Here is a 22,348-nt window from a genome sequence, read left to right on the forward strand (position 1 = left end):
ACCCGGCCGGAGGAAGGATGTCGTGATTCGAGGTGATCTGCAACCTTTGCCCGCAATGTCCGTCTGGCGCGATCTGGCGCGATCTGGCCCGATCTGCTTCGTCGTTGTGTGAATCGGTTTGCGTCTTCCTCTTGCCGTGTTGGACGTTCGTCCGGTTGACTTGCTCATCGTGGTGGTCTCGGAGGTGTCGACCCGGCTGACCGCCGCGGTCCGGGCCGCCCGCACGGCGGCCCGCCGCGGCCCGCTCGCGCCTGCGCCGGACGACCCGCCGCGCGACTACACGCGGTGGCCGACGGCGCTCCTCGACCCGGCCGAGGCCGTCGTCCCCTTCCTGGGCCGTGAGCGGGAGCTCGACGAGCTGCGCTCCTGGGCCGAGAGCCCCGCGCCGGTCAGCCTGCGGCTCGTCGTCGCTCCGTCCGGCTTCGGCAAGACCCGCCTCGCGAACGAGCTCGGCAGGCGGATGGGCGAGTCCGGCTGGACGGTCGTCCACGTGCCGCGCGGCAAGGAGGCCGCCACGATCCGCGCCGCCCGGCCGTCGGGCGACGTGCTGTTCGTCGTGGACGACGCCGCGACCAGGTTCGGCCTGGCCGCGATGTGCGACGCCGTGGCCCGCTCAGCGGGCGGACGCACCCGCGTCCTCCTGCTCTCCCGCGTCGCGGGAGAGTGGCTGCGCCGCCTGCGCTGGGGCTCGGTGCTGTGGACGCAGCTCGAGCGCGCCGACGCGACCCAGACCGCCCTGGACCTGCCGCTGGCACCCGGGCTGCCCGACCTCACCGTGCTGGAGGCCGCCGTCGCGGCGTTCGCCGAGCGCCTCGGCGTCGAGGACCCCGGGGTGGCCGCCGTGCGCCTGCCGGAGCCGGTTGGCGGCACCCGCGTGGCCGACCTGCACGCGGCCGCGGCGCTCGCGGCCCTCGAGGTGGCGGGCGTGCCCGTCCCGGCGACCGAGCCCGACCCCGTGCGCGGGCTCCTCGACGTGGCGGCGAGCTCCTGGGCCTGGTCGGCGAGCGAGGCCGGGCTCGAGCTGACGATCGACGAGGTCCAGGACGTCGTGGCGGCAGCGTGCCTGCTCGGCGCGGACGACGTCGCGAGCGCACGCGACGTGCTCCGCCGGGTCGTCCCGGGGCTGCCGGGGCGCGCGGGCGCGCGCTGGCTGCTCGGGCTGCAGGGCTCCATGGTGGAGCTCGGGGCGAGCGCCGCCGGGCACGACCGCGTCGGCGACCTGCTCGTCGTGGAGCGGCTCGGCGGGTCGGTCTCCCTGGTCGGCTCGTGCACCTGGGGCCTGACCCGGAGGGCGGCGCTGCGGGTGGTGCGCGTCGCCCGCCGGCTGGAGGTCGAGCTGTCGGACACGCCGGGAGCTGCCGCGCTCGCGGGGGAGCTCCTGCGGCGCGCCGGCGACTCCTACGGTGACGACGCGCGTGCGCTGCGGACGGCGTTCTTGCTCAAGCCGCGCGGCATCCAGGACGCGTCCGCGGACGAGGTGGACCGGGGTGAGCGGGCGGTCGCCGCGGCGCGGGACGCGGTGGGCAGGGCCGAGGCGCTCGGCGACCTGGGCGCGGCGCTCAGGGACGTGGCGCGCCTGCCCGAGGCGCTGGAGACGCTGGAGTCGGCGGTCGCGGCGTGGCGCCGCATCGCGGCGGGCGACCCGGACCGGTACCGCACGGCGCTGGTCGGGGCGATCAACGCCCTGGGTGTCGGGTACTGGAGAGCCGGGCGGACCAGGGATGCGTTGGCGGCGGAGCTCGAGGCGGTCGACCTGAGCCGCCAGGCCCCGGAACGCGATACCGGCTGGGTCGAGGCCGAGCTGGCCCGGGCCTTGTTGAGCCTGACCGTGACGCTGGGCGACCTGGGTTCTCCCCAGGACGAGGACGCGCGGTTCATGGAGCTGCTCCCGATCCTGCGGAACTTGGTGGAGCGGGATCCGCGGCAGTGGGGAGTCTTCCTGACAACGGCGCTGTCCAACCGGGCGGTGACGCTCACCGAGAGCCGCCCCGAGGAAGCTCCGTCGTTTGCGCTGGAGGCCGTCGATCTCGGCCGCCGGATGGTGCTGCACGCGCCCGAGCGGTATCGGCAGGAGCTCGGGTACGCCCTGACGAACCTCGCCAACGCGTACGCCGCGCTGGGCCGGGACCGGGAGGCGATCGAGCCGCTCGTCGAGGCCGTCGGCCTGCGCCGCGAGCTCGCCCGGGAGAATCCCGCCGCCCACACGTGGACGCTCGCGTACAGCCTCGCGTCGCTGGGCGCGGTGCGGTCCAAGCTCGGCGACCTGGACGAGGCGATAGCGCTGGAGCGTGAGGCGGTGCTGCTGCGGCGTCGGCTGGCGCGGGAGAATCCCGCACGGTTCCGCAGGATGCTGGCCGCCTCGCTGTCGAACCTCGCGGTCACGCACTCCCGGGCAGGGGAGCCCGAGGAGGCGCTGCCCCTGGAGCAGGAGGCGGTGGCGATCCGGCGCGGCCTGGCCGAGGAGGGGCAGCCCGGCGAGGAGTACCTGGCGCGCTCGCTGTCCAACCTGGGCGTGCTCTTCTCAGAGCTGGGCCGGGCGGCCGACGCCGTGGCGCCGACCGAGGAGGCCGTGGCCCAGCTGCGGCTGCTGGCCGTGGGCGACCCGGACCGCTTCGAGCCGGACCTCGCCGACGCGCTGCTCAACCTGGGGGCCGCCTTGATCGACGCGGGCCGCTCGGAGGAGGGCGTCGAGCCGACGGCCGAGGCCGTGCGCGTGCGCCGGGACCTCGCGCGGCGGAGCCCGGACCTCCACCTGCCGAGCCTGGCGGCCGCGCTGTCGAACATGGTGTCGGTCCACCTCGACCTGGGGATGGCGGATCCCGCGGCGGAGTACGCGCAGGAGGTCGTGGACGTGCGCCGCCGGCTCGTCGACGGGTCCTACGCCCACGAGCAGGACTTGCTGCGGGCCCTGGACCTGCAGGCGCGCGTGCGGCGATCGGGCATGGCCGACGGCCGCCCGGTGCGCTGACGGCGTCGGTGTGACAAGTCTGTCAGAGTGATTCATAGAACAGGCGTGCGAATGTCAGTGGACCGCCCTAGGATGCCTGTGTGAGCAATCGTCTCGTCATCTCGGGCGCCCGGGAACACAACCTCAAGAACGTCGATCTGGACCTCCCCAGGGACCGGCTGATCGTGTTCACAGGCCTGTCGGGGTCCGGCAAGTCGTCGCTCGCGTTCGACACGATCTTCGCCGAGGGTCAGCGTCGGTACGTCGAGTCCCTGTCCGCGTACGCGCGCCAGTTCCTGGGCCAGATGGACAAGCCCGACGTCGACTTCATCGAGGGCCTGTCGCCCGCGGTGTCGATCGACCAGAAGTCGACGAACCGCAACCCGCGCTCCACGGTCGGCACCATCACCGAGGTCTACGACTACCTGCGCCTGCTCTTCGCGCGCGCGGGCACGCAGTACTGCCCGGTGTGCGGCGAGAAGGTGCAGTCGCAGACGCCGCAGCAGATCGTCGACCAGATCCTCGAGCTGCCCGTGGACACGCGGTACCAGGTGCTGGCGCCCGTCGTGCGCGGCCGCAAGGGCGAGTACGCCGACCTGTTCAAGGAGCTGCAGGCCAAGGGCTTCTCACGCGCCCGGGTCGACGGCGAGGTCGTGCAGCTGACCGACCCGCCCACGCTGGAGAAGAAGCTGAAGCACGACATCGAGGTGGTCGTGGACCGCCTCGTCGCGCGCGAGGGTGTGCAGCGCCGGCTCACGGACTCCGTGGAGACCGCGCTCACCCTGGCGAACGGCCTCGTGATGATCGAGCTGGTCGACGCCGACATCGACGACCTGACGCGCACCCGCAAGTTCTCCGAGAAGCGGGCGTGCCCCAACGAGCACACCCTGGCGCTCGACGAGATCGAGCCGCGGACCTTCTCGTTCAACGCACCGTACGGCGCGTGCCCGGAGTGCACAGGCATCGGCTTCCGCCTGGAGGTCGACCCGGAACTCCTCGTGCCCGACGACGAGCAGACGCTGCGCGGCGGCGCCGTCGCCCCGTGGGCGCAGACGTCGTCGGAGTACTTCGAGCGCGTGCTGACCGCGCTCGCGGAGGAGATGAAGTTCTCGATGGACGTGCCGTGGCGGGCGCTGCCCGAGCGCGCCAAGGACGCGATCCTGCACGGGCGCGACCACAAGGTGCACGTCAAGTACAAGAACCGGTGGGGCCGCGAGCGGCAGTACTCGACCGGCTTCGAGGGCGCGGTGACGTTCCTGGAGCGCCGCCACCGCGAGACGGACTCCGACTGGTCCAAGGAGAAGTACGAGGCCTACATGCGTGAGGTCCCGTGCCCCACCTGTGGTGGCGCGCGCCTCAAGCCCGAGGTGCTCGCGGTCAAGGTGGACGGGCTGTCGATCGCCGACGTCTGCCGCCTCCCGGTGGGCGAGGCCGCGGAGTTCCTCAAGGGCATCGAGCTCGGTGTCCGCGAGGCGCAGATCGCGACCGAGGTGCTCAAGGAGATCCACGCGCGCCTGGGCTTCCTCCTCGACGTCGGGCTGCACTACCTGACTCTGGAGCGGCCCGCCGGCACGCTGTCGGGCGGCGAGGCCCAGCGCATCCGGCTCGCCACCCAGATCGGCTCCGGCCTGGTCGGCGTGCTGTACGTGCTGGACGAGCCGTCGATCGGCCTGCACCAGCGCGACAACCGCCGCCTCATCGACACGCTGACCCGCCTGCGGGACCTCGGCAACACGCTGATCGTCGTCGAGCACGACGAGGACACCATCCGCGCGGCTGACTGGATCGTCGACATCGGCCCGGGCGCCGGCGAGCACGGCGGCGACGTCATCCACTCGGGCGACTACGCAGGGCTGCTGGAGAAGAAGGAGTCGCTCACCGGCGCGTACCTCTCCGGGCGGCGCTCGATCCCGGTCCCGGCCGTGCGGCGGCCGACCGATAAGGACCGGCAGGTCACGGTCGTGGGCGCCCGCGAGAACAACCTGCGCGACGTCGACGTGTCGTTCCCGCTCGGCGTGCTCACCGTCGTGTCGGGGGTCTCCGGGTCCGGCAAGTCCACCCTGGTGAACTCGATCCTGTACACGGTCATGGCGAACCAGCTCAACGGCGCCCGCCGGGTGGCGGGTCGCCACCGGCGCGTGACGGGCCTGGACAACCTCGACAAGGTCGTGCACGTGGACCAGGGGCCGATCGGCCGCACGCCGCGGTCGAACCCCGCGACGTACACGGGCGTGTGGGACCGGATCCGCAAGATCTTCGCCGAGACCGAGGAGGCGAAGGTCCGTGGCTACGGGCCGGGCCGGTTCTCGTTCAACGTCAAGGGCGGCCGCTGCGAGGCGTGCGCGGGCGACGGCACGATCAAGATCGAGATGAACTTCCTGCCGGACGTCTACGTGCCGTGCGAGGTGTGCCACGGGGCGCGGTACAACCGCGAGACGCTCGAGGTGCACTTCAAGAGCAAGACGGTCGCCGACGTCCTCGACATGCCGATCGAGGAGGCCGCGGAGTTCTTCAAGGCGTTCCCGGCGATCTCCCGGCACCTGTCCACGCTGGTCGACGTCGGCCTGGGCTACGTGCGGCTCGGCCAGCCGGCGCCCACGCTGTCCGGTGGTGAGGCGCAGCGCGTCAAGCTGGCGGCGGAGCTGCAGAAGCGGTCGTCGGGCCGTTCGGCCTACGTGCTGGACGAGCCGACGACGGGCCTGCACTTCGAGGACGTCCGCCGCCTGCTCGGCGTGCTGCAGTCGCTGGCCGACAAGGGCAACACGGTCATCGTGATCGAGCACAACCTGGACGTCATCAAGAACGCCGACTGGGTGGTCGACATGGGCCCCGAGGGCGGCAGCGGTGGCGGGCTCGTCGTCGCGCAGGGCACGCCCGAGGCGGTCGCAGCTGTCCCGGAGAGCCACACCGGCACCTACCTCGCGGAGATCCTCGAGGCGCACGCCAGTGCGGGGGAGGTCCCGGTGGTGCCGCCGGCGAACGGCGCGGCGAGGCGCAAGCCCGCGGCCAAGAAGGCTTCGGCCAAGGTCAAGGCCGGCGCGGGCGCCTGACCGCGGCACCGGCCCCGGGCGTATCCGTTTCCCCGGGGCCGGTTTACCCCTAGGGTTGGGCCATGAGCGGAGCCACGCATGACTACGCCGTGACGGTGCGGTGGACGGGCGCGGGGGACACGGGTACGTCGTCGTACACCGCGTACTCGCGCGACCACGAGATCGACCTGCCACACAAGCCGCCGCTGCTCGGCTCGGCCGACCCCGCGTTCCGGGGCGACCCTGGCCGGTACAGCCCCGAGGAGCTGTTCGTCGTCAGCCTGAGCCAGTGCCACATGCTGTGGTTCCTGCACCTGGCCGCCGAGTCGGGCCTGGTGGTGCGGGAGTACACCGACGCCGCGACCGGCACCATGCGGGTCGAGTCCCGGGGCGAGGGGGTGTTCACTGACGTGACGCTGCACCCGAAGGTCGTCACCGACTCGGGCGAGCTCGCGACGGACGAGCACCTCGCGGCGCTGCACCACAAGGCCCACGCGATGTGCTTCATCTCCCGGTCGGTGAACTTCCCGGTCCTCGTCGAGCCGACCCCGGTGCGCGTCGCCGTCTGAGCCCGCACCAGCGTTGAGTGCTGGGTATTTGCGCCTCCGGAGCCGGATCAGGCGCAAATACCCAGCACTCAACGCTGGCGTCGCCGCGCGTGCGCGTCGTGTCAGTGGCAGCGCATAGGTTGGGGGCATGGCGGATCCAGCTACTTATCGACCCAAGGCGGGAGAGATCCCGACGTCGCCCGGTGTCTACCGGTTCCGCGACGAGCACGGCCGGGTCATCTACGTGGGCAAGGCGAAGAACCTGCGGCAGCGTCTGGCGAACTACTTCCAGGACGTGGCGCACCTGCACGAGCGCACCCAGCGGATGGTGACCACCGCGGCGTCGGTCGAGTGGACGGTGGTGGGCACCGAGGTCGAGGCGCTGGCCCTGGAGTTCACCTGGATCCAGCAGTACGACCCGCGGTTCAACGTGAAGTACCGGGACGACAAGTCGTACCCGTACCTGGCTGTGACCCTGGGGGAGGAGGTCCCGCGCGCCCAGGTCATGCGCGGGGCCAAGCGCAAGGGCACGCGCTATTTCGGCCCGTACGGGCACGCGTGGGCCATCCGCGAGACCCTCGACCTGCTGCTGCGGGTGTTCCCGATCCGGACGTGCTCGGCCGGGGTCTACAAGCGGGCGGGCCAGTCGGGCCGCCCCTGCCTGCTCGGGTACATCGACAAGTGCTCCGCGCCGTGCGTGGGCCGCATCAGCATCGAGGACCACCGGGCGCTGGTCCTGGACTTCTGCGACTTCATGGCCGGCGACACCGCGAAGTTCGAGCGGCGGCTCACCAAGCGCATGCAGGAGGCCGCCGCCGAGATGGAGTACGAGCAGGCGGCCCGCCTGCGCGACGACATCGAGGCGCTGCGGCGCGCCACGGAGAAGAACGCCGTGGTGCTCGGCGACGCCACGGACGCCGACGTCTTCGCCCTGGTGGGCGACGAGCTCGAGGCCGCGGTCCAGGTGTTCCACGTGCGCGGGGGCCGCGTCCGCGGCCAGCGCGGCTGGGTCGTCGAGAAGGTCGAGGACATCACCGACGGCGAGCTCGTGGAGCACCTGCTGCAGCAGGTGTACGGGTCTGCCGAGGAGGTGGACGGGGTGGAGGCCCGCGACGCCGTGCCGCGCGAGGTCCTCGTGCCGGTGCTGCCGCCGGACCTGGAGCAGGTCGGCACCTGGCTCAGCGGCCTGCGCGGCGCCCGCGTGGACGTGCGCGTACCCCAGCGCGGCGACAAGAAGGAGCTCGCGGCCACCGTCCGCAAGAACGCCGAGCACGCGCTCATGCTGCACCGCACGCGCCGCGCGGGTGACCTCACGACCCGCAGCCAGGCTCTGCGCGAGATCCAGGAGGCGCTCGACCTGGAGTCGGCGCCGCTGCGCATCGAGTGCTACGACATCTCGCACACGCAGGGCACCTACCAGTCGGCCTCCATGGTCGTCTTCGAGGACGGCCTGGCCCGCAAGAGCGAGTACCGCTCGTTCAGCATCCGCGGCTCGGACGGCGACGGCGCCCGCGACGACACGCAGGCCATGCACGAGGTCATCACGCGCCGCTTCAAGCGCTACCTCAACGACCGGCTCAAGGCCAACGACGTCGAGATGTCCGACGGCGAGATGTCGAACGGCGAGCTGCCCGCGGGCGAGGTCGCCGCCGACGCGCCGGAGGAGAAGGCGCGGTTCGCCTACCCGCCAAGTCTCGTGGTGGTCGACGGCGGGCCGCCCCAGGTCGCCGCCGCGAAGAAGGCGATGGACGAGCTCGGCATCACCGACGTCGCGCTCTGCGGGCTGGCCAAGCGGCTGGAGGAGGTGTGGGTGCCGGGCGAGGACTACCCGGTCATCCTGCAGCGCTCCAGCGAGGGCCTGTACCTGCTGCAGCGCGTCCGCGACGAGGCGCACCGGTTCGCCATCACGCAGCACCGGAGGCGGCGCAGCAAGGGCATGACCGCCTCCGTGCTCGACGACGTCCCCGGGCTCGGGCCCGCGCGCAAGAAGATGCTGCTGACTCACTTCGGCTCAGTGAAGCGGCTCAAGGCCGCGAGCGTCGAGGAGATCGCCAGCCTGCGCGGCATGGGGGACAAGACGGCGGAGGCCGTCGTCGTGGCACTGAAGACGTTGCCCCGCTGAAGGGCTGACGCTGGCATGCTAGGAGCCATGAGCAACGCCGAGCCGTCACCCATCACCGCTCCCGACGGCATCGCCGCGGTCGAGGCTGCCACGCACGCCCCGGAGGTCAGCGAGCCGCAGGTCCTGGTCATCACCGGGATGTCGGGTGCCGGCCGGTCGCGGGCCGCGGCAGTGCTGGAGGACCTGGACTGGTACGTGGTCGACAACCTGCCGCCCATGATGCTCGTGCCCCTGGTCGACCTCATGGCGAAGGGGTCGAGCATCGAGCGCGTCGCCGTCGTCGTGGACGTGCGCGGCCGGCACTTCTTCCCCGAGCTCGACAAGGTGCTGGCGCACATGACCGAGGCCGGCGTGGCCTACCGGATCCTGTTCCTGGACGCGAGCGACGAGGTGCTCGTGCGCCGCTTCGAGCAGGTGCGGCGCCCGCACCCGCTGCAGGGCGACGGCCGGATCCTCGACGGCATCGCCGAGGAACGCTCCGTCGTCGCGACCCTGGCCGAGCGCGCCGACCTGCGGATCGACACGTCCGAGCTGTCGGTCCACGACCTCGCCCGCGAGATCCGTGCGTGGCTCGCGCACGACGCCACCGAGGTGCTGCGCATCAACGTCATCTCCTTCGGGTTCAAGTACGGCATCCCCCTGGACGCCGACCACGTGGTGGACGTACGGTTCCTGGCCAACCCGTACTGGATCACCGAGCTGCGGCACCTGACGGGACGCGACAAGCCCGTCCGCGACTACGTGCTCGCCCGCCCGGGCGCCGTCGAGTTCGTGGACCGCTACGTCGACGCCCTCGCCCCCGTGCTCGCCGGCTATCTCAACGAGGAGAAGCGCTACGTGACCATCGCCGTGGGATGCACCGGAGGCAAGCACCGGTCCGTCGCGATATCGGACGCCATCGCCGAACGGCTGCGCGCTCGGGGACAGCTCGTCTCCGTCTCGGCGCGTGATCTGGGCCGCGAATGATCCCGCACGCACCGGGCCTGCCCGATGCCCCCGCACCGGAGTGGAGCAAGAACCCCTCAGTGGTCGCCCTCGGCGGCGGGCACGGCCTGTCCGCCAGCCTGTCCGCGCTGCGCCTCATGTCGGACCGCCTCACCGCCGTCGTCACGGTGGCCGACGACGGCGGCTCCTCCGGCCGGCTGCGAGACGAGCTCGACGTGCTGCCCCCGGGCGACCTGCGAATGGCGCTCGCGGCCCTCTGCGACGACTCCGAGTGGGGCCGCACGTGGAGCGCGATGCTGCAGCACCGCTTCTCGTCGGCGGGCGAGCTGGACAACCACGCCATGGGCAACCTGTTGATCGTCGCCCTGTGGGAGCTGCTCGGCGACGAGGTGGAGGGCCTGGACTGGGTCGGCCGCCTGCTCGGCGCCCGCGGCCGGGTGCTGCCGATGGCCTCGGTTCCGCTCGTGGTCGAGGCGGACGTCCGGTTCGCCGCCCCGCCGGGGGAGCCCGAGCCGGCCCTGCAGACCGTGGTCGGGCAGAGCAAGGTCGCCGTCACCGAGGGCCGGATCGAGCAGCTGCGCCTGATCCCGGCCGACCCGCCGGCGGCGCCGGAGGCGGTACAGGCCGTGCTCGACGCCGACTGGGTCGTCATGGGGCCTGGGTCCTGGTACTCGTCGGTGCTCGTCCACCTGCTGGTGCCCGCGCTCGCGGATGCCCTGCACACCACGAAGGCGCGGCGCTGCGTCACGCTGAACCTGTCCGCGGAGAACGGCGAGACGGAGGGCCTCACCGCCGTCGACCACCTGGAGGCGCTGCACAAGCACGCGCCCGGCCTGCGGATCGACGCCGTCCTGGCCGACCCGTCCGCCGTCGAGGACGTCACCGCCCTGGAAGCCGCGGCCGCCTCGATGGGTGCGCGCCTGATCATGCGGCAGGTCCGGCGCGGCGACGACACCGCCCGCCACGACGGCCTGCGCCTGGCCGCCGCCTACCGCGACGTGTTCGAGGGCGTCTACGGCGACGTCTGACGTCGCCGATCGATTCGTCCGGCCCGCGCCCGCGGTCCGCTGTTCGCTGCCACCCGTGGGCTGTGGGCTGCGGGGGTGCGGGGTGCGGGGTGCACGGGCGCGTCGCGACTCGGGCGTTCCCGATGCTCGCCCCTTCGCCTGGGGCGCGAGGTGGACCCCTGTGGCGGGTGCCGGGAGGGCTGAATTTCGTTCGGCTCCGGACGGGCGATGCGGGCTGAGGTGAACTGTTCGGCCTGGCTGAACTGAGCCGGGCTGAGGCGACCGAAGTTCAGGAGATCTGGCACCCTCTCGCCGGGGCTATCTTGCTCGCCGACCTCCCCGACGTCCGGGATGCGAGACCCTTCCCGAGCACCGTTGACATGCCCTGCGGCCCGACGTACTTTCCCGCATATCGAAATCCTATCAATCCGATAGGGAATTCGAATCGGAGGGAGACCCGACATGGCACGAGCGACGAACGGCACGGTGCAGATCGCGCACGCCCGCTCCATGTGTCGTGTCCACGAGTGTTGTCCCGCCAGTCGCTGACCGCACCCAGGTAAGACCTAGCAGCGCCCCCGCACGGCCCTCGCCGCCCGTCCTCGTCGTGCCCGTCCCCGGGCCGGCCATTGCGCTCCGTCACCTCACCTCAGCCCGCGTCACCTGACCACCCCCCATACCCCACGCCACCTTCGGTGACGGACCTGCGCGCACCCTCGCGCGGTCTGCTTCGCCGTGCCCCGAGAGGACACCCATGGTCCGGACCCGCCCACGCCGTAGGACGTCTGCCAGCACACCCGTGAGCCGCACCGCGTCGCCGAGCCGCACAGCGCCCGCCGCCGTCGCGACCGCCCTGGCCGCCGTCCTGGCGCTGACCGGCTGCGCCGGGCCCGACACCGCCTCGGGTGCCGCACCCACCGAGCCGACGCCGGGCGGCACGCTCCGGTTCGCGCTCGGGGCGGCGCCGCAGGGCGTCGACCCGCAGCAGGTCGGCACGAATGTCAGCATCTACGTCGCCCGTCAGCTCGCGGACTCGCTCACCGACCAGGACCCGGCCACCGGCGAGATCGAACCGTGGCTCGCCGAGAGCTGGGACGTCAGCGACGACCTGACGCGCTTCACGTTCCACCTGCGCGACGGCGTGACGTTCTCCGACGGCAGTGCGCTGGACGCTGCCGACGTGCGGGCCAGCTTCGACGCCGTCGCGGGCGAGCTCGGGGCGACGGCGCCGCTCGCGGCGAGCTACCTCGCGGGCTATGCGCAGACCGAGGTCCCCGACGAGCGGACCGCGACAGTCGTCTTCGACGCACCGAACGCGCAGTTCCTGCAGGCCACCTCGACGGTGTCGCTCGCGATCCTGTCCGAGGAGACCGCCGAGGTGGACCCGGCCGAGCGCCTGCAGGGCGACATCGTCGGCTCGGGGCCGTTCGTGCTCGACAGCTATACCCAGGACCAGGGCGCGGTGATCACGCGGCGCGAGGGCTACGACTGGGCGCCCGAGTCGTCGGAGCACCAGGGCGAGGCGTACCTCGACGGCATCGAGTTCTCGGTGGTCCCGGAGTCGGGGGTGCGCGCGGGCGGGATCGCGTCCGACCAGTTCGACGCCGTCGGCGACGTGCTGCCGCAGGACGTCCCGCAGGTCGAGGGCACCGGCGGCGAGGTGCTGACCCGGGCCAACCCCGGCGTGCCGTTCGTGCTCCAGCCCAACGTGACCCGCCCGCCCCTGGACGACCCGGAGGTGCGTCGCGCGCTCCTCGTGGCGATCGACCGGCAGGAGCTGGTCGACACCGTCCTCTCCGCCGCGTTCAAGCCCGCCACCAGCGTGCTCGCGTCCACCACGCCCGGCTACGCCGACCTGTCGGACCAGCTCGCCTTCGACCCCACCGAGGCCGGGAAGATCCTCGACGATGCGGGATGGGCGCCCGGCCCGGACGGCATCCGCGTCAAGGACGGCGAGCCGCTCGAGATCGAGGTGACCTACACCCCGGTGTTCACCGGCAGCGGTGCGGTGCTGGAGCTGGCCGCGCAGCAGCTGCGCGCGGCCGGGATCGACCTGAAGCTGCGCCAGCTCACCGCGGCCGAGCAGACCACCGCCCAGGACTCCGGCGACTACGACGTCTTCTACTACAACGTCACCCGGGCCGACGCCGACATCCTGCGCACCCAGTTCTCCACGGCCCAGCGCAACCTCAGCCTGCGCGAGCCGGACGACGCCGTCGACCCGCTGCTCGACGAGCAGCTCCGAGAGGCCGACCCGGCCGAGCGGGACACCCTCGTCGCCGACGCCCAGCGGGAGATCCTCGACCAGGGGCTCGCGATCCCGCTGTTCGAGCTCGCGCAGTCCATCGGGGTCCGGGGGGACGTGCACGGCCTCGCCTTCGACGCCTCCTCACGCCTCCTGTTCCACGACGCGTGGATCGAGCAGGACTGATGCTCGCCCACGTCCTGCGCCGCGTGGCCGGCGCCGCGGTGGTCCTCTGGGCGGCGTTCACCGTCTCGTTCCTCGTGCTGTACCTGCTGCCCAGCGACCCGGTGGCGATCATGCTCGACCAGGGCGCCGGCGGCGAGCGCGTCGACCCCGCGCGGGTCGCCGAGCTGCGCGAGCGCTACGGGTTCGACCAGGGCCCGGCGAGTCAGTACCTGACGGTGCTCGGCCGCACCCTCACGGGTGACCTCGGCACGTCCATCAGCAGCGGCGCACCCGTGACCGGCCTCGTCGCCGACGCGTTCCCGGAGACCGCGAAGCTCGCCGGGCTGGCGCTCGTGCTCGGGGTCGCCGGCGGCGTCGGCATCGCGACGCTCGCCTCCTGGACCCGGGCCGCCTGGCTGCGCGGCCTCCTGCTGTCGCTGCCGCCGCTCGGCGTGGCGGTGCCCGGGTTCTGGGTGGGCCTCGTGCTGCTGCACCTGTTCTCGTTCACCTGGTTCGTCTTCCCCGCGGTCGGCAACGAGGGCTTCGCCTCCCTGGTGCTGCCCGCGGTGACGCTCGCGGTGGGGCTGGCCGCCGTCGTCGCGCAGGTGCTGTCCCAGGGGCTGCGCGAGGCCTGGCGGGCGCCCTACGTCGAGACGGCGTTCGCCAAGGGCTCCGGCCGCGCCCGGGTGCTCGGCGCGCACGTGGCGCGCAACGGGTCCCTGCCGACCGTCACGGTGCTCGGGGTCCTGGTGGGCAACCTGCTCGGCGGCACCGTGGTGGTCGAGACGGTGTTCTCCCGCCAGGGCTTCGGCCGGCTCGTCGAGAACGCCGTGACCACCCAGGACATCCCCGTGGTCCAGGGGCTGGTGGTCGTGGCGGCGGCCGTGTTCGTCGTCACGAGCCTCTTGGTCGACCTCGCGTACCCCCTGCTCGACCCGCGGGTACGCAGCAGCACCCGCACCGCCGAGGGAGCAACCGCATGATCCGCGCCCTCGTCCGGCCCGTCCCGCTGGTGGCGCTCGCGATCGTGGTCCTCGTGCTCGTCTGGGCCCTCGCCCCGGGTCTGTTCACGGGCTACGACCCGATCACCGGCGTCCCCGCCGACAAGCTGCTCCCGCCCGACGCCGCCCACTGGTTCGGCACCGACCACCTCGGCCGCGACCTGTTCGCGCGCACCGTGCACGGCACCAGCCTGTCGGTGCGGGCGGCGCTGCTCGCGATCGGCGTCGCCCTCGTGGCGGGCTCCGGCGTCGGCCTGGTCGCGGGCTTCCTGGGCGGCCCCGTCGACGAGGCGCTCATGCGGGCCACCGACGTGCTGCTCGCCATCCCCGGCCTCCTGCTGTCGCTGGCCGTGGTCACCGCGCTCGGCTTCGGCACCGTCAAGGTGGCGATCGCCGTCGGCGTCGCGTCCGTCGCGACGTTCGCCCGCGTCATGCGCGGCCAGGTGCTGCGCGTCCGGCACGCCACGTACGTCGAGGCCGCACTGCTGGCCGGCTCCGGCCGCTCGTCGGTCCTGCTGCGGCACGTGCTGCCGAACGCCGCGGGCCCCGTGCTGGCGCTCGCGGCCGTCGAGCTGGGCGCGGTGATCCTCGCGGTCTCGGCCCTGAGCTTCCTCGGGTACGGCGCGACGCCGCCCACGCCCGAGTGGGGCTCGCTCGTGGCCGAGGGCCGCGACTACCTGGCCGTCGCCTGGTGGTATTCCACGCTGCCCGGCCTGGTCATCGCCCTGTTCGTGCTCGCGGTCGGCGTGCTCGGGCGGGCGCTCACCCGCGAGGGAAGGACGGACCGATGACACTCACCACGCGGACCCAGGCACCAGGCAAGGTGGCCGCATCCGCCATACCCGCGACTGCGGGCGGCGGCCCCGCGGAGGCAGGCGGCCCCGCGCCGTCCGACAGCCTGCTGCGCGTGCGCGGCCTGCGCGTCGCCTATGGCGACCGTGAGGTCGTGCACGGCGTGGACCTGGACGTCCGGCCGGGTGAGGTGGTCGCCCTGGTAGGCGAGTCCGGGAGCGGCAAGTCCACCACTGCGCACGCCTTCATCGGCCTGCTGCCCGACGGCGGCCGCGTCACCTCGGGGGAGGTGACCCTCGGCACCGGTCCTCGCTCCGCACCGCTCACGGGCCTCCTGCCGGACGCCTGGCGGCGCGTGCGCGGCGTGCGCGTCGGGCTCGTCCCGCAGGACCCGGGTACCGCGCTCGACCCGGTGGTGCGCGTGGGCGACCAGGTGGCCGAGGCGCTCGTGGTGCACGGGACGCCGCGCCGGGCCGCGCGCGAGCGGGCCGTCGAGATCCTGCGCGAGGTGGGGCTGGACCAGCCGGCGGAGCGCGCGCGGCAGTACCCGCACCAGCTCTCGGGCGGCATGCGGCAGCGGGTGCTCGTGGGCATCGCGATGGCGTGCGAGCCGGAGCTGGTGATCGCGGACGAGCCGACGTCGGCCCTCGACGTGACCGTGCAGCGCCGCGTGCTGGACCTGCTCGCGGACCTCACGTCCCGCGCGGGCACCGCGGTGCTGCTCATCACGCACGACCTTGCGGTGGCCGCCGACAGGGCCGACCGGGTGGTCGTGCTCAAGGACGGCGTGGTGGTCGAGGAAGGCCCGGCCGCACGGGTGCTCGGCGCGCCCGAGCACCCGTACACGTCCGAGCTCGTGGCGGCGGTGCCCGGCGGGCCCGCGGCACCAGGCAGAAATACTGTGCCAAGCGCCGACGCCGTGACGCCCGGGCCGGGCACGTCCACGAACCAGGCCCCGACCCCGGCCAAGGCCCCGGGCACCGCCGTCGAGAGGCCGCAGCAGCCCGCCCTCCTGGCCGTGCACGGTCTGGTCAAGGAGTTCCGGCTGGGCCGCCGGGGGCGGCTGCGCGCTGTCGACGACGTGTCGTTCACCGTGCCACGCGGCACCGCGTTCGCGCTGGTGGGGGAGTCGGGCTCGGGCAAGTCGACCACGGCCCGGCTCGTGCTCGGCCTGGAGCGGCCCTCCGCCGGCCGGGTGGAGCTCGACGGCGCTCCCGTGGGCGGCGACCGCGCCACCCGGCGGCGTACCCAGCTCGTGCATCAGGACCCGTACTCGTCCCTGGACCCGCGGTTCACGGTGGCCGACGTCGTGGACGAGCCACTGCGCGCCCACCGGGCCGGGAACCGCGCGGAGCGCCGCGACCGGGTGGCGCAGCTCCTCGAGCAGGTGCAGCTCTCGCCCGACCTGGCCCGACGCCGGCCCGCCGAGCTGTCGGGCGGGCAGCGCCAGCGCGTGGCGATCGCGCGGGCGCTCGCGCTCGACCCGGAGCTGCTGGTGCTCGACGAGCCGACGTCGGCGCTCGACGTCTCGGTGCAGGCCCGCGTGCTGGACCTGCTGGCCGGGCTGCGCGAGGAGCGCGGACTCACCTACCTGTTCATCTCGCACGACCTGGCGGTGGTGCGGCAGGTCGCCGACCACGTCGGCGTCATGAGCGCCGGCCGGCTGGTGGAGACCGGCCCCGTCGGGCGCGTCTTCGACCATCCCGCCCACCCGTACACCGCCGAGCTGATCGCGGCGATCCCCGGTGCCCGCACCGCCGCGCACCCCGACCGGAAGGACCTGACATGACCGAGGCTACGAACACGGCGACCCTGAGCCCGGCGGACGCCGCCGATACCGCCGACACCGCCGTCCGCGAGCACGCCGCGTGGCGCGCCGCCCGGGCGCGCACGCTGCGCGAGCCGCACGGCTGGCTGAGCCCCACCGCCCTCCTGTGGCCGACGGCGACGCCCCGGCGGCTGCCGGGCGTGCCCGGCGAGTGGTGGGTCGCCGACGGGACGCTGTTCACCCGCCCGGCGCCGGGGGACACGGCGGTGCTGACCGGCGAGCGCGTCGAACCCGAGGGGCCGACGGCGATCGGCGTCCACGAGGGGCGCAGCCGCGTCCTCGGCACGTTCCTCCCCGAGGGCCGGGACGGCTCGGACGACGAGCACGAGGTGGCGGTGGAGGTGGTGCTGCGCACGGGCCGGTACGCCGTCCGCCTGCGTGACCCGCAGGCCGTCACGCGCACCGCGTTCGACGGCGTCCCCACGTTCGGCTACGACCCGGCCTGGGTGCTGGACGTGCCGGTGCGCTGGTACGACGAGACGGAGTCCGTGACCGTCGGCGCGGCGCAGCCCAGGCTGGTGCACTACGTCGAGGTGTTCGGCGAGATCGACGTCGCCCGCGACGGGACGGTCACCACTCTGGCCCTGACCGGCAGCCTCACCGAGCCGACCCTCCTGTTCAGCGACGAGGCCGACGGCGTCGCGCCGTGGCGGATCCTGCGCCTCACCGCGCCGGGCTCCGTGCTGAACCCGGCGCCCGCGACGTCCGACACGCTGCGCCTGGACCTGAACCGGGCGGAGAACCTGCCTTTCGCGTTCACGGACTTCGGCACGTGCCCCGCCCCGCTGGCCGGCAACCACCTGCCGTTCGCCGTGCCGGCGGGCGAGCGGGCGCCCCGATGACGGCCCTCTCCACGGGGACGTCCGCCGAGACGCCCCCCGCGCTGGAGGTCCGGGAGGCGCACCTGTCGGACCCGCTGGTCGAGCCGCTGCTGGCGGGGCTCTCCGTCGAGTACCGCTCCCGCTACCACGACGTGCTCACCGAGGAGCAGCACCGGGCCGAGATGGCCCACTACGGCGCCGAGGAGTTCGCCTCGCCCGTGGGCTCCCTGGTCCTGCTCCTTCAGGACGGCGAGCCGGTGGCGGGCGGGGCTTTCCGCCGTCGGCTGGAGCCGGAGCTCGGCGAGCCCGCGCGCCTGGCGCGCGCCGACACCAGGGACGCGGACGGCGTCCCCGTGGTCCCGACGGCGGAGCTCAAGCGGATCTGGACCCACGCGGACCACCGGCGCCGCGGCCTGGCGCGCCGGGTGCTGGCGGAGCTGGAGGCCCGGGCGCGCGACCTGGGCTACCCCCGGCTCTACCTGACCACGGGCCCGCGCCAGCCGGAGGCAGCGGCGCTCTACCGGGCCGCCGGCTACACGCCGCTCACGGCGGCCGCCGCCGGCGAGCCGGCCAGCCTGGCCCCGGGCGGCCCGGTCCCGTTCGAGCCGGTCCCGTTCGAGCCGTTCCCCTTCGAGAAATGGCTGACCGCCCCATGAGCGCGCACCTGGCCGAGGGCGAGTCGCGCCTCCTGTACCCGCCGCCCGGCCTGCCGCCGGGCGGGGGCGGGCCGGCTGCGGCGGGACCGGCCGACGAGGACCTGCGCGTGGTCGCGGCCCGGCACCCGGGCCGCTGGCTCGCGACCGCCGTCGTCGCCGTGCTCCTGGCCATGGTCGTCTCCTCACTGGTCACCAACGACCGCTGGGAGTGGGACGTCGTGGCCCGCTACCTCACGTGGCCGTCGATCCTGGAGGGGGCGTGGGCCACGATCCGGCTCACCGTGACGGCGTCGGTGGTGGGCTTCACGCTCGGCACCGTGCTGGCCCTGATGCGGCTGTCGCGCTCGCCCCTGCTGCAGGCGGTCTCGTGGGCCTACACGTGGGTGTTCCGGTCGGTGCCGCTGCTGCTGCAGCTGTTGCTCTGGTACAACCTCGCCTACCTGTACCCGGTGCTGAGCCTCGGGATCCCGTTCGGCCCGGAGTTCCTGTACTTCGACACGATCGACCTGATCGACAAGTTCTGGGCGGCGATCCTCGGCCTGGGCCTGTCGCAGGCGGCCTACAGCGCGGAGATCGTGCGCGCCGGCATCCTCGGCGTCGATCAGGGGCAGCACGAGGCCGCGGCCTCGCTGGGCCTGCCGCGGCACCGCCAGGTGCGGCGCATCATCCTGCCGCAGGCGATGCGCTCGATCGTGCCCACCGCCGTGAACGAGGTGATAGGCCTGCTCAAGGGCACCTCGATCGTGTACGTGCTGGCGTACGGCGAGCTGTTCTACATCGTGAGCGTCATCTACGGCCGCAACGGCCGCGTGGTGCCGCTGCTCATCGTCGCCGCGATCTGGTACCTGGCACTGACCACGCTCATCACGGTGGTCCAGTACTACGTGGAGCGGCACTACGCGAAGGGCGCGCTGCGCACCCTGCCGCCGACGCCGCTGCAGCGGGCGCGCTGGGAGCTTCAGGTCGGCTGGTCGCGCCTCACCGGCGCCTCCGTGCCCGACGGCGTCCCGCCCGCCTTCGCGGCCCGCGTCCGGGTCGGGCGCCGGGTCGCCCCGCGCGACGGTGCCCCACGCACGCCGGGAGGTGCCGCATGACCGGGGGCCTGCTCGAGATCCGGGGCGTGCACAAGTCGTTCGGCATGCTCGAGGCGCTACGCGGCGTGGACCTCACCGTCCGGCCCGGCGAGGTGGCGGCGATCATCGGCCCGTCCGGGTCGGGCAAGTCGACGCTGCTGCGCGCGATCAACCACCTGGAGAAGGTGGACCGCGGGTTCGTCTCCCTGGACGGCGAGCTCATCGGGTACGCCCGGCGCGGCAACACGCTGCGGGAGCTGACCGAGCGCGAGATCCTGCGCCGTCGCACCCGGATCGGGTTCGTGTTCCAGAGCTTCAACCTGTTCCCGCACCTCACGGTGCTGGAGAACGTCGTGGAGGCGCCGATCTTCGCCCAGGGCCGGCCGCGCGCCGAGGCCGAGGCGGAGGGCCGCGAGCTGCTGGCCCGGGTCGGGCTCGCCGACCGGGCGGACGCGCGGCCCCGGCAGCTCTCCGGCGGCCAGCAGCAGCGCGTGGCCATCGCCCGGGCGCTCGCCCTGCGGCCGGCGGTGGTCCTCTTCGACGAGCCGACGTCCGCCCTCGACCCCGAGCTCGTCGGCGAGGTGCTCCAGGTGATCAAGGAGCTCGCCGGCACCGGCACCACGCTCGTCGTCGTCACGCACGAGGTCGCCTTCGCCCGCGAGGTCGCGGACACCGTCGTCTTCATGGACGACGGCGTCGTGGTCGAGCAGGGGCCGCCCGGCGACGTCCTCGACCGTCCCGCCAACCCCCGCACCCGGGCCTTCCTGGAGAAGGTCCTGTGACTCCGAACCCAGTCTCGAACCCGAAGGAAACCACCGTGACCATCTCCCGACGGGCCGCCCGCACCCGCCTGCTCGCCCTGACCGCCGTGCCGCTGCTCGCCCTGATGACGGCTTGCGCGGCCGCCAGCACCGAGCGGCCCGAGTCGGCCGACGGCGCGGCGGGCCTCGCCGAGAACGCGCCCGAGTCCGCCGGCCTGCAGGTCAGCACCAGCCCCGACCAGGACCGGATCCACACCACGGAGTCCCCGGACGCCGAGGCCCTGCTGCCCGACGAGTGGGCGGACAAGGACGAGATCACCATCGCGGTGAGCGCGAGCGGCTCCCCGCCCCTGGTGTTCCTCGCCGACGACGACAAGACCCCGATCGGCAACGAGACCGACATCGCGCAGCTCGTCGCCGACGCCCTCGGCAAGGACGTGCGGCTGGAGGTGAAGGCCTGGGCCGACTGGCCGCTCGCCCTCCAGTCGGGCGACGTCGACGCCGTCATCTCCAACATCACCGTGACCGAGGAGCGCAAGGAGACCATCGACTTCTCCAGCTACCGCGTCGACGAGCTGGGCTGGCTGACGGCGGCCGACTCGGACCTGACCGTCGACTCCCGCGAGGACATCGCGGGCAAGACCGTCGGCGTCGGCTCCGGGACCAACCAGGAGAAGATCCTGCTCGAGTGGGACCGCCTCAACCAGGCCGACGGGCTCGAGCCCATCAAGGGGCCGGAGTACTACGAGCAGTTCTCCGACGTGCTGCTCGCCCTCCAGTCGGGCCGCGTCGAGGCCTACGTGGGGCCGAACGCCGTGCTCGCGTACCAGGCGGCGGTCTCCCCGGAGGACTTCAAGGTGGTCGGCACGGTGAACGGCGGCTGGCCCGACACCGCGCAGATCGCCGTCGCGACCAAGAAGGGCTCCGGCGCGGCGGAGGCCGTCACGGCCGCGCTCAACCACGCGATCGACGACGGGTCCTACCAGCAGGTGCTGGACCGCTGGGGCCTCACGTCCGAGTCGGTGGAGCGGTCCGAGACCAACCCGCCCGGCCTGCCCAAGACGGAGGAGTGACCCTTTCATGAGCACACGCAGAGTCCCGCTGTCCGTCCTCGACCTGGCCCTGGTCGCCGACGGCGCGACCGGCGTCCAGGCGATCCAGCGCGCGGTGTCGCTCGCCGTCGACCTCGACGCGCTCGGTTACCGGCGCGTCTGGTACGCCGAGCACCACCTGGCGCCCGGCGTCGCCTCGGCGTCGCCCGCGGTCCTCGCGGCCGCCGTCGCCGCCCGCACCTCGCGCATCCGGGTCGGTTCGGGCGCGGTGCTGCTGTCGACGACGTCGCCCCTGATCGCCGCCGAGCAGTTCGGCACCATCGCCGCGCTGCACCCCGGCCGGGTCGACCTGGGGCTGGGGCGCGCGTTCACGGTGCCGCCGTCGGACAAGCCGGGCGCGAAGCCGGGGGAGAAGCCGTCCGGCGGGCCGGCCGCCAAGGCGGGCGCGAAGCCGTCCGGTGCCGCGCAGCCGGCTCGTCCGCCCGCCTCGGACTTCCCGCGGCTCGTCGACGGCCTGTACGTGCCGCCCGCGCCGCCGAACGGGCTCAACGACCCGGCGCTGCGGGAGCGACTCCTAGCCCAGCAGGAGGTGATCGGCGCCCACCGGAAGCCGGCCGGCTTCCGCGAGGAGGTCGAGCTCGTGCTCGCCCTGCAGCGCGGCACCTTCCGCGACGGGACGGGCGGCGCCTACACGAGCCCGCCCGTCGAGGGGGCGGCGTTCGACCTGTGGCTGCTGGCGTCCAGCAGCGGCGAGAGCGCCACCGTGGCGGGCGAGCTCGGCCTGCCGCTCGCGGCCAACTTCCACGTCAGCCCCGCCACCATCCTGGACACCGTGGCCGCCTACCGCGCGGCCTTCCGGCCGGGCGTGCTCGCCGAGCCGTACGTGGTCGTCTCGGCCGACGTCCTCGTCGCCCAGACCCTCGAACGGGCCCGCGTGCTCGCCGAGCCGTTCGCCGACTGGGTGCTGTCCATCCGCCGCGGCGAGCGCGGCGCGATGGCCTACCCGTCGCCGTCGGCCGCTACCGCGTGGACCGACCGGCCCGACGCCGAACGCGCCCTCGTGGCCGACCGCGTCGACACCCGGATCGTGGGCGACCCGGCCACCGTCGTCGAACGGCTCGACACGCTCGCGCGTGTGACGGGCGCCGACGAGCTGCTCGTCACCACCGCGACCCACGACCCCGCCGAGACGCGCCGCTCGTTCGAGCTGCTCGCCCGGGCCTGGGGCATCACCGACCGGGCCGCCGAGGAGCGTCCCGGGCGGGCGGTCAGCGTGGCCTGACCCAGCGTGCCCGCGCCCGCACCCCGCACCCGGCGCCCGAAACCCGAACGCAGCCCCGAACCCCGCACCGAAGG

Annotated in this window: 16 protein-coding genes; all 16 read left to right on the forward strand. The window is 73.5% G+C overall.

Annotated elements, in window-relative coordinates; translation table 11 throughout:
* Positions 1-136 precede the first annotated feature (136 nt).
* Complete coding sequence (locus ACFT2C_RS02070; protein ID WP_377205336.1) at positions 137-2,968, forward strand: tetratricopeptide repeat protein; 2,832 nt, start codon at positions 137-139, stop codon at positions 2,966-2,968.
* 80 nt (positions 2,969-3,048) lie between these two features.
* On the forward strand, positions 3,049-5,997 hold the full coding sequence (gene uvrA, locus ACFT2C_RS02075) for an excinuclease ABC subunit UvrA (RefSeq protein ID WP_377205337.1): 2,949 nt from the start codon (positions 3,049-3,051) through the stop codon (positions 5,995-5,997).
* A gap of 62 nt (positions 5,998-6,059) precedes the next feature.
* Positions 6,060-6,545: an OsmC family protein gene (locus tag ACFT2C_RS02080; RefSeq protein ID WP_377205338.1), complete on the forward strand. Its 486-nt coding sequence runs from the start codon at positions 6,060-6,062 to the stop codon at positions 6,543-6,545.
* Positions 6,546-6,672: 127 nt separating this feature from the next.
* Positions 6,673-8,646 carry an excinuclease ABC subunit UvrC gene (gene uvrC / locus ACFT2C_RS02085; protein WP_377205339.1) on the forward strand — a complete coding sequence of 658 codons (1,974 nt, stop codon included), beginning with the start codon at positions 6,673-6,675 and terminating at the stop codon, positions 8,644-8,646.
* A gap of 27 nt (positions 8,647-8,673) precedes the next feature.
* Positions 8,674-9,612 carry an RNase adapter RapZ gene (rapZ, locus tag ACFT2C_RS02090; RefSeq protein ID WP_377205340.1) on the forward strand — a complete coding sequence of 313 codons (939 nt, stop codon included), beginning with the start codon at positions 8,674-8,676 and terminating at the stop codon, positions 9,610-9,612.
* Positions 9,609-10,619 (forward strand): uridine diphosphate-N-acetylglucosamine-binding protein YvcK, encoded by a 1,011-nt coding sequence (gene yvcK, locus ACFT2C_RS02095; protein ID WP_377205341.1) that lies wholly within the window; start codon positions 9,609-9,611, stop codon positions 10,617-10,619. The genes rapZ and yvcK overlap by 4 nt, the downstream gene beginning before the upstream one ends.
* Positions 10,620-11,397: 778 nt before the next feature.
* A complete protein-coding gene (locus tag ACFT2C_RS02100) occupies positions 11,398-13,029 on the forward strand; it encodes an ABC transporter substrate-binding protein (protein WP_377205342.1) in 1,632 nt (543 codons plus the stop codon).
* Positions 13,029-13,991, forward strand: a complete 963-nt coding sequence (locus ACFT2C_RS02105) for an ABC transporter permease (protein WP_377205343.1) — start codon at positions 13,029-13,031, stop codon at positions 13,989-13,991. Before ACFT2C_RS02100 ends, ACFT2C_RS02105 begins: the two co-directional genes overlap by 1 nt.
* Positions 13,988-14,800 (forward strand): ABC transporter permease, encoded by an 813-nt coding sequence (locus tag ACFT2C_RS02110; RefSeq protein ID WP_377205344.1) that lies wholly within the window; start codon positions 13,988-13,990, stop codon positions 14,798-14,800. Before ACFT2C_RS02105 ends, ACFT2C_RS02110 begins: the two co-directional genes overlap by 4 nt.
* On the forward strand, positions 14,797-16,590 hold the full coding sequence (locus ACFT2C_RS02115; protein ID WP_377205345.1) for a dipeptide ABC transporter ATP-binding protein: 1,794 nt from the start codon (positions 14,797-14,799) through the stop codon (positions 16,588-16,590). Before ACFT2C_RS02110 ends, ACFT2C_RS02115 begins: the two co-directional genes overlap by 4 nt.
* Positions 16,587-17,471 (forward strand): DUF1684 domain-containing protein, encoded by an 885-nt coding sequence (locus ACFT2C_RS02120; RefSeq protein ID WP_377205346.1) that lies wholly within the window; start codon positions 16,587-16,589, stop codon positions 17,469-17,471. The genes ACFT2C_RS02115 and ACFT2C_RS02120 overlap by 4 nt, the downstream gene beginning before the upstream one ends.
* A complete protein-coding gene (locus ACFT2C_RS02125) occupies positions 17,468-18,106 on the forward strand; it encodes a GNAT family N-acetyltransferase (protein WP_377205347.1) in 639 nt (212 codons plus the stop codon). The genes ACFT2C_RS02120 and ACFT2C_RS02125 overlap by 4 nt, the downstream gene beginning before the upstream one ends.
* Positions 18,103-19,200: an amino acid ABC transporter permease gene (locus tag ACFT2C_RS02130; protein WP_377205519.1), complete on the forward strand. Its 1,098-nt coding sequence runs from the start codon at positions 18,103-18,105 to the stop codon at positions 19,198-19,200. The genes ACFT2C_RS02125 and ACFT2C_RS02130 overlap by 4 nt, the downstream gene beginning before the upstream one ends.
* Positions 19,197-19,961: an amino acid ABC transporter ATP-binding protein gene (locus tag ACFT2C_RS02135; RefSeq protein ID WP_377205348.1), complete on the forward strand. Its 765-nt coding sequence runs from the start codon at positions 19,197-19,199 to the stop codon at positions 19,959-19,961. The genes ACFT2C_RS02130 and ACFT2C_RS02135 overlap by 4 nt, the downstream gene beginning before the upstream one ends.
* A gap of 35 nt (positions 19,962-19,996) precedes the next feature.
* Positions 19,997-21,013: an ABC transporter substrate-binding protein gene (locus ACFT2C_RS02140; RefSeq protein ID WP_377205349.1), complete on the forward strand. Its 1,017-nt coding sequence runs from the start codon at positions 19,997-19,999 to the stop codon at positions 21,011-21,013.
* 7 nt (positions 21,014-21,020) lie between these two features.
* A complete protein-coding gene (locus ACFT2C_RS02145) occupies positions 21,021-22,274 on the forward strand; it encodes an LLM class flavin-dependent oxidoreductase (protein WP_377205350.1) in 1,254 nt (417 codons plus the stop codon).
* Positions 22,275-22,348: the final 74 nt, after the last annotated feature.

This window comes from Promicromonospora sp. NPDC057138, from assembly GCF_042670845.1.
Lineage (GTDB): Bacteria > Actinomycetota > Actinomycetes > Actinomycetales > Cellulomonadaceae > Promicromonospora.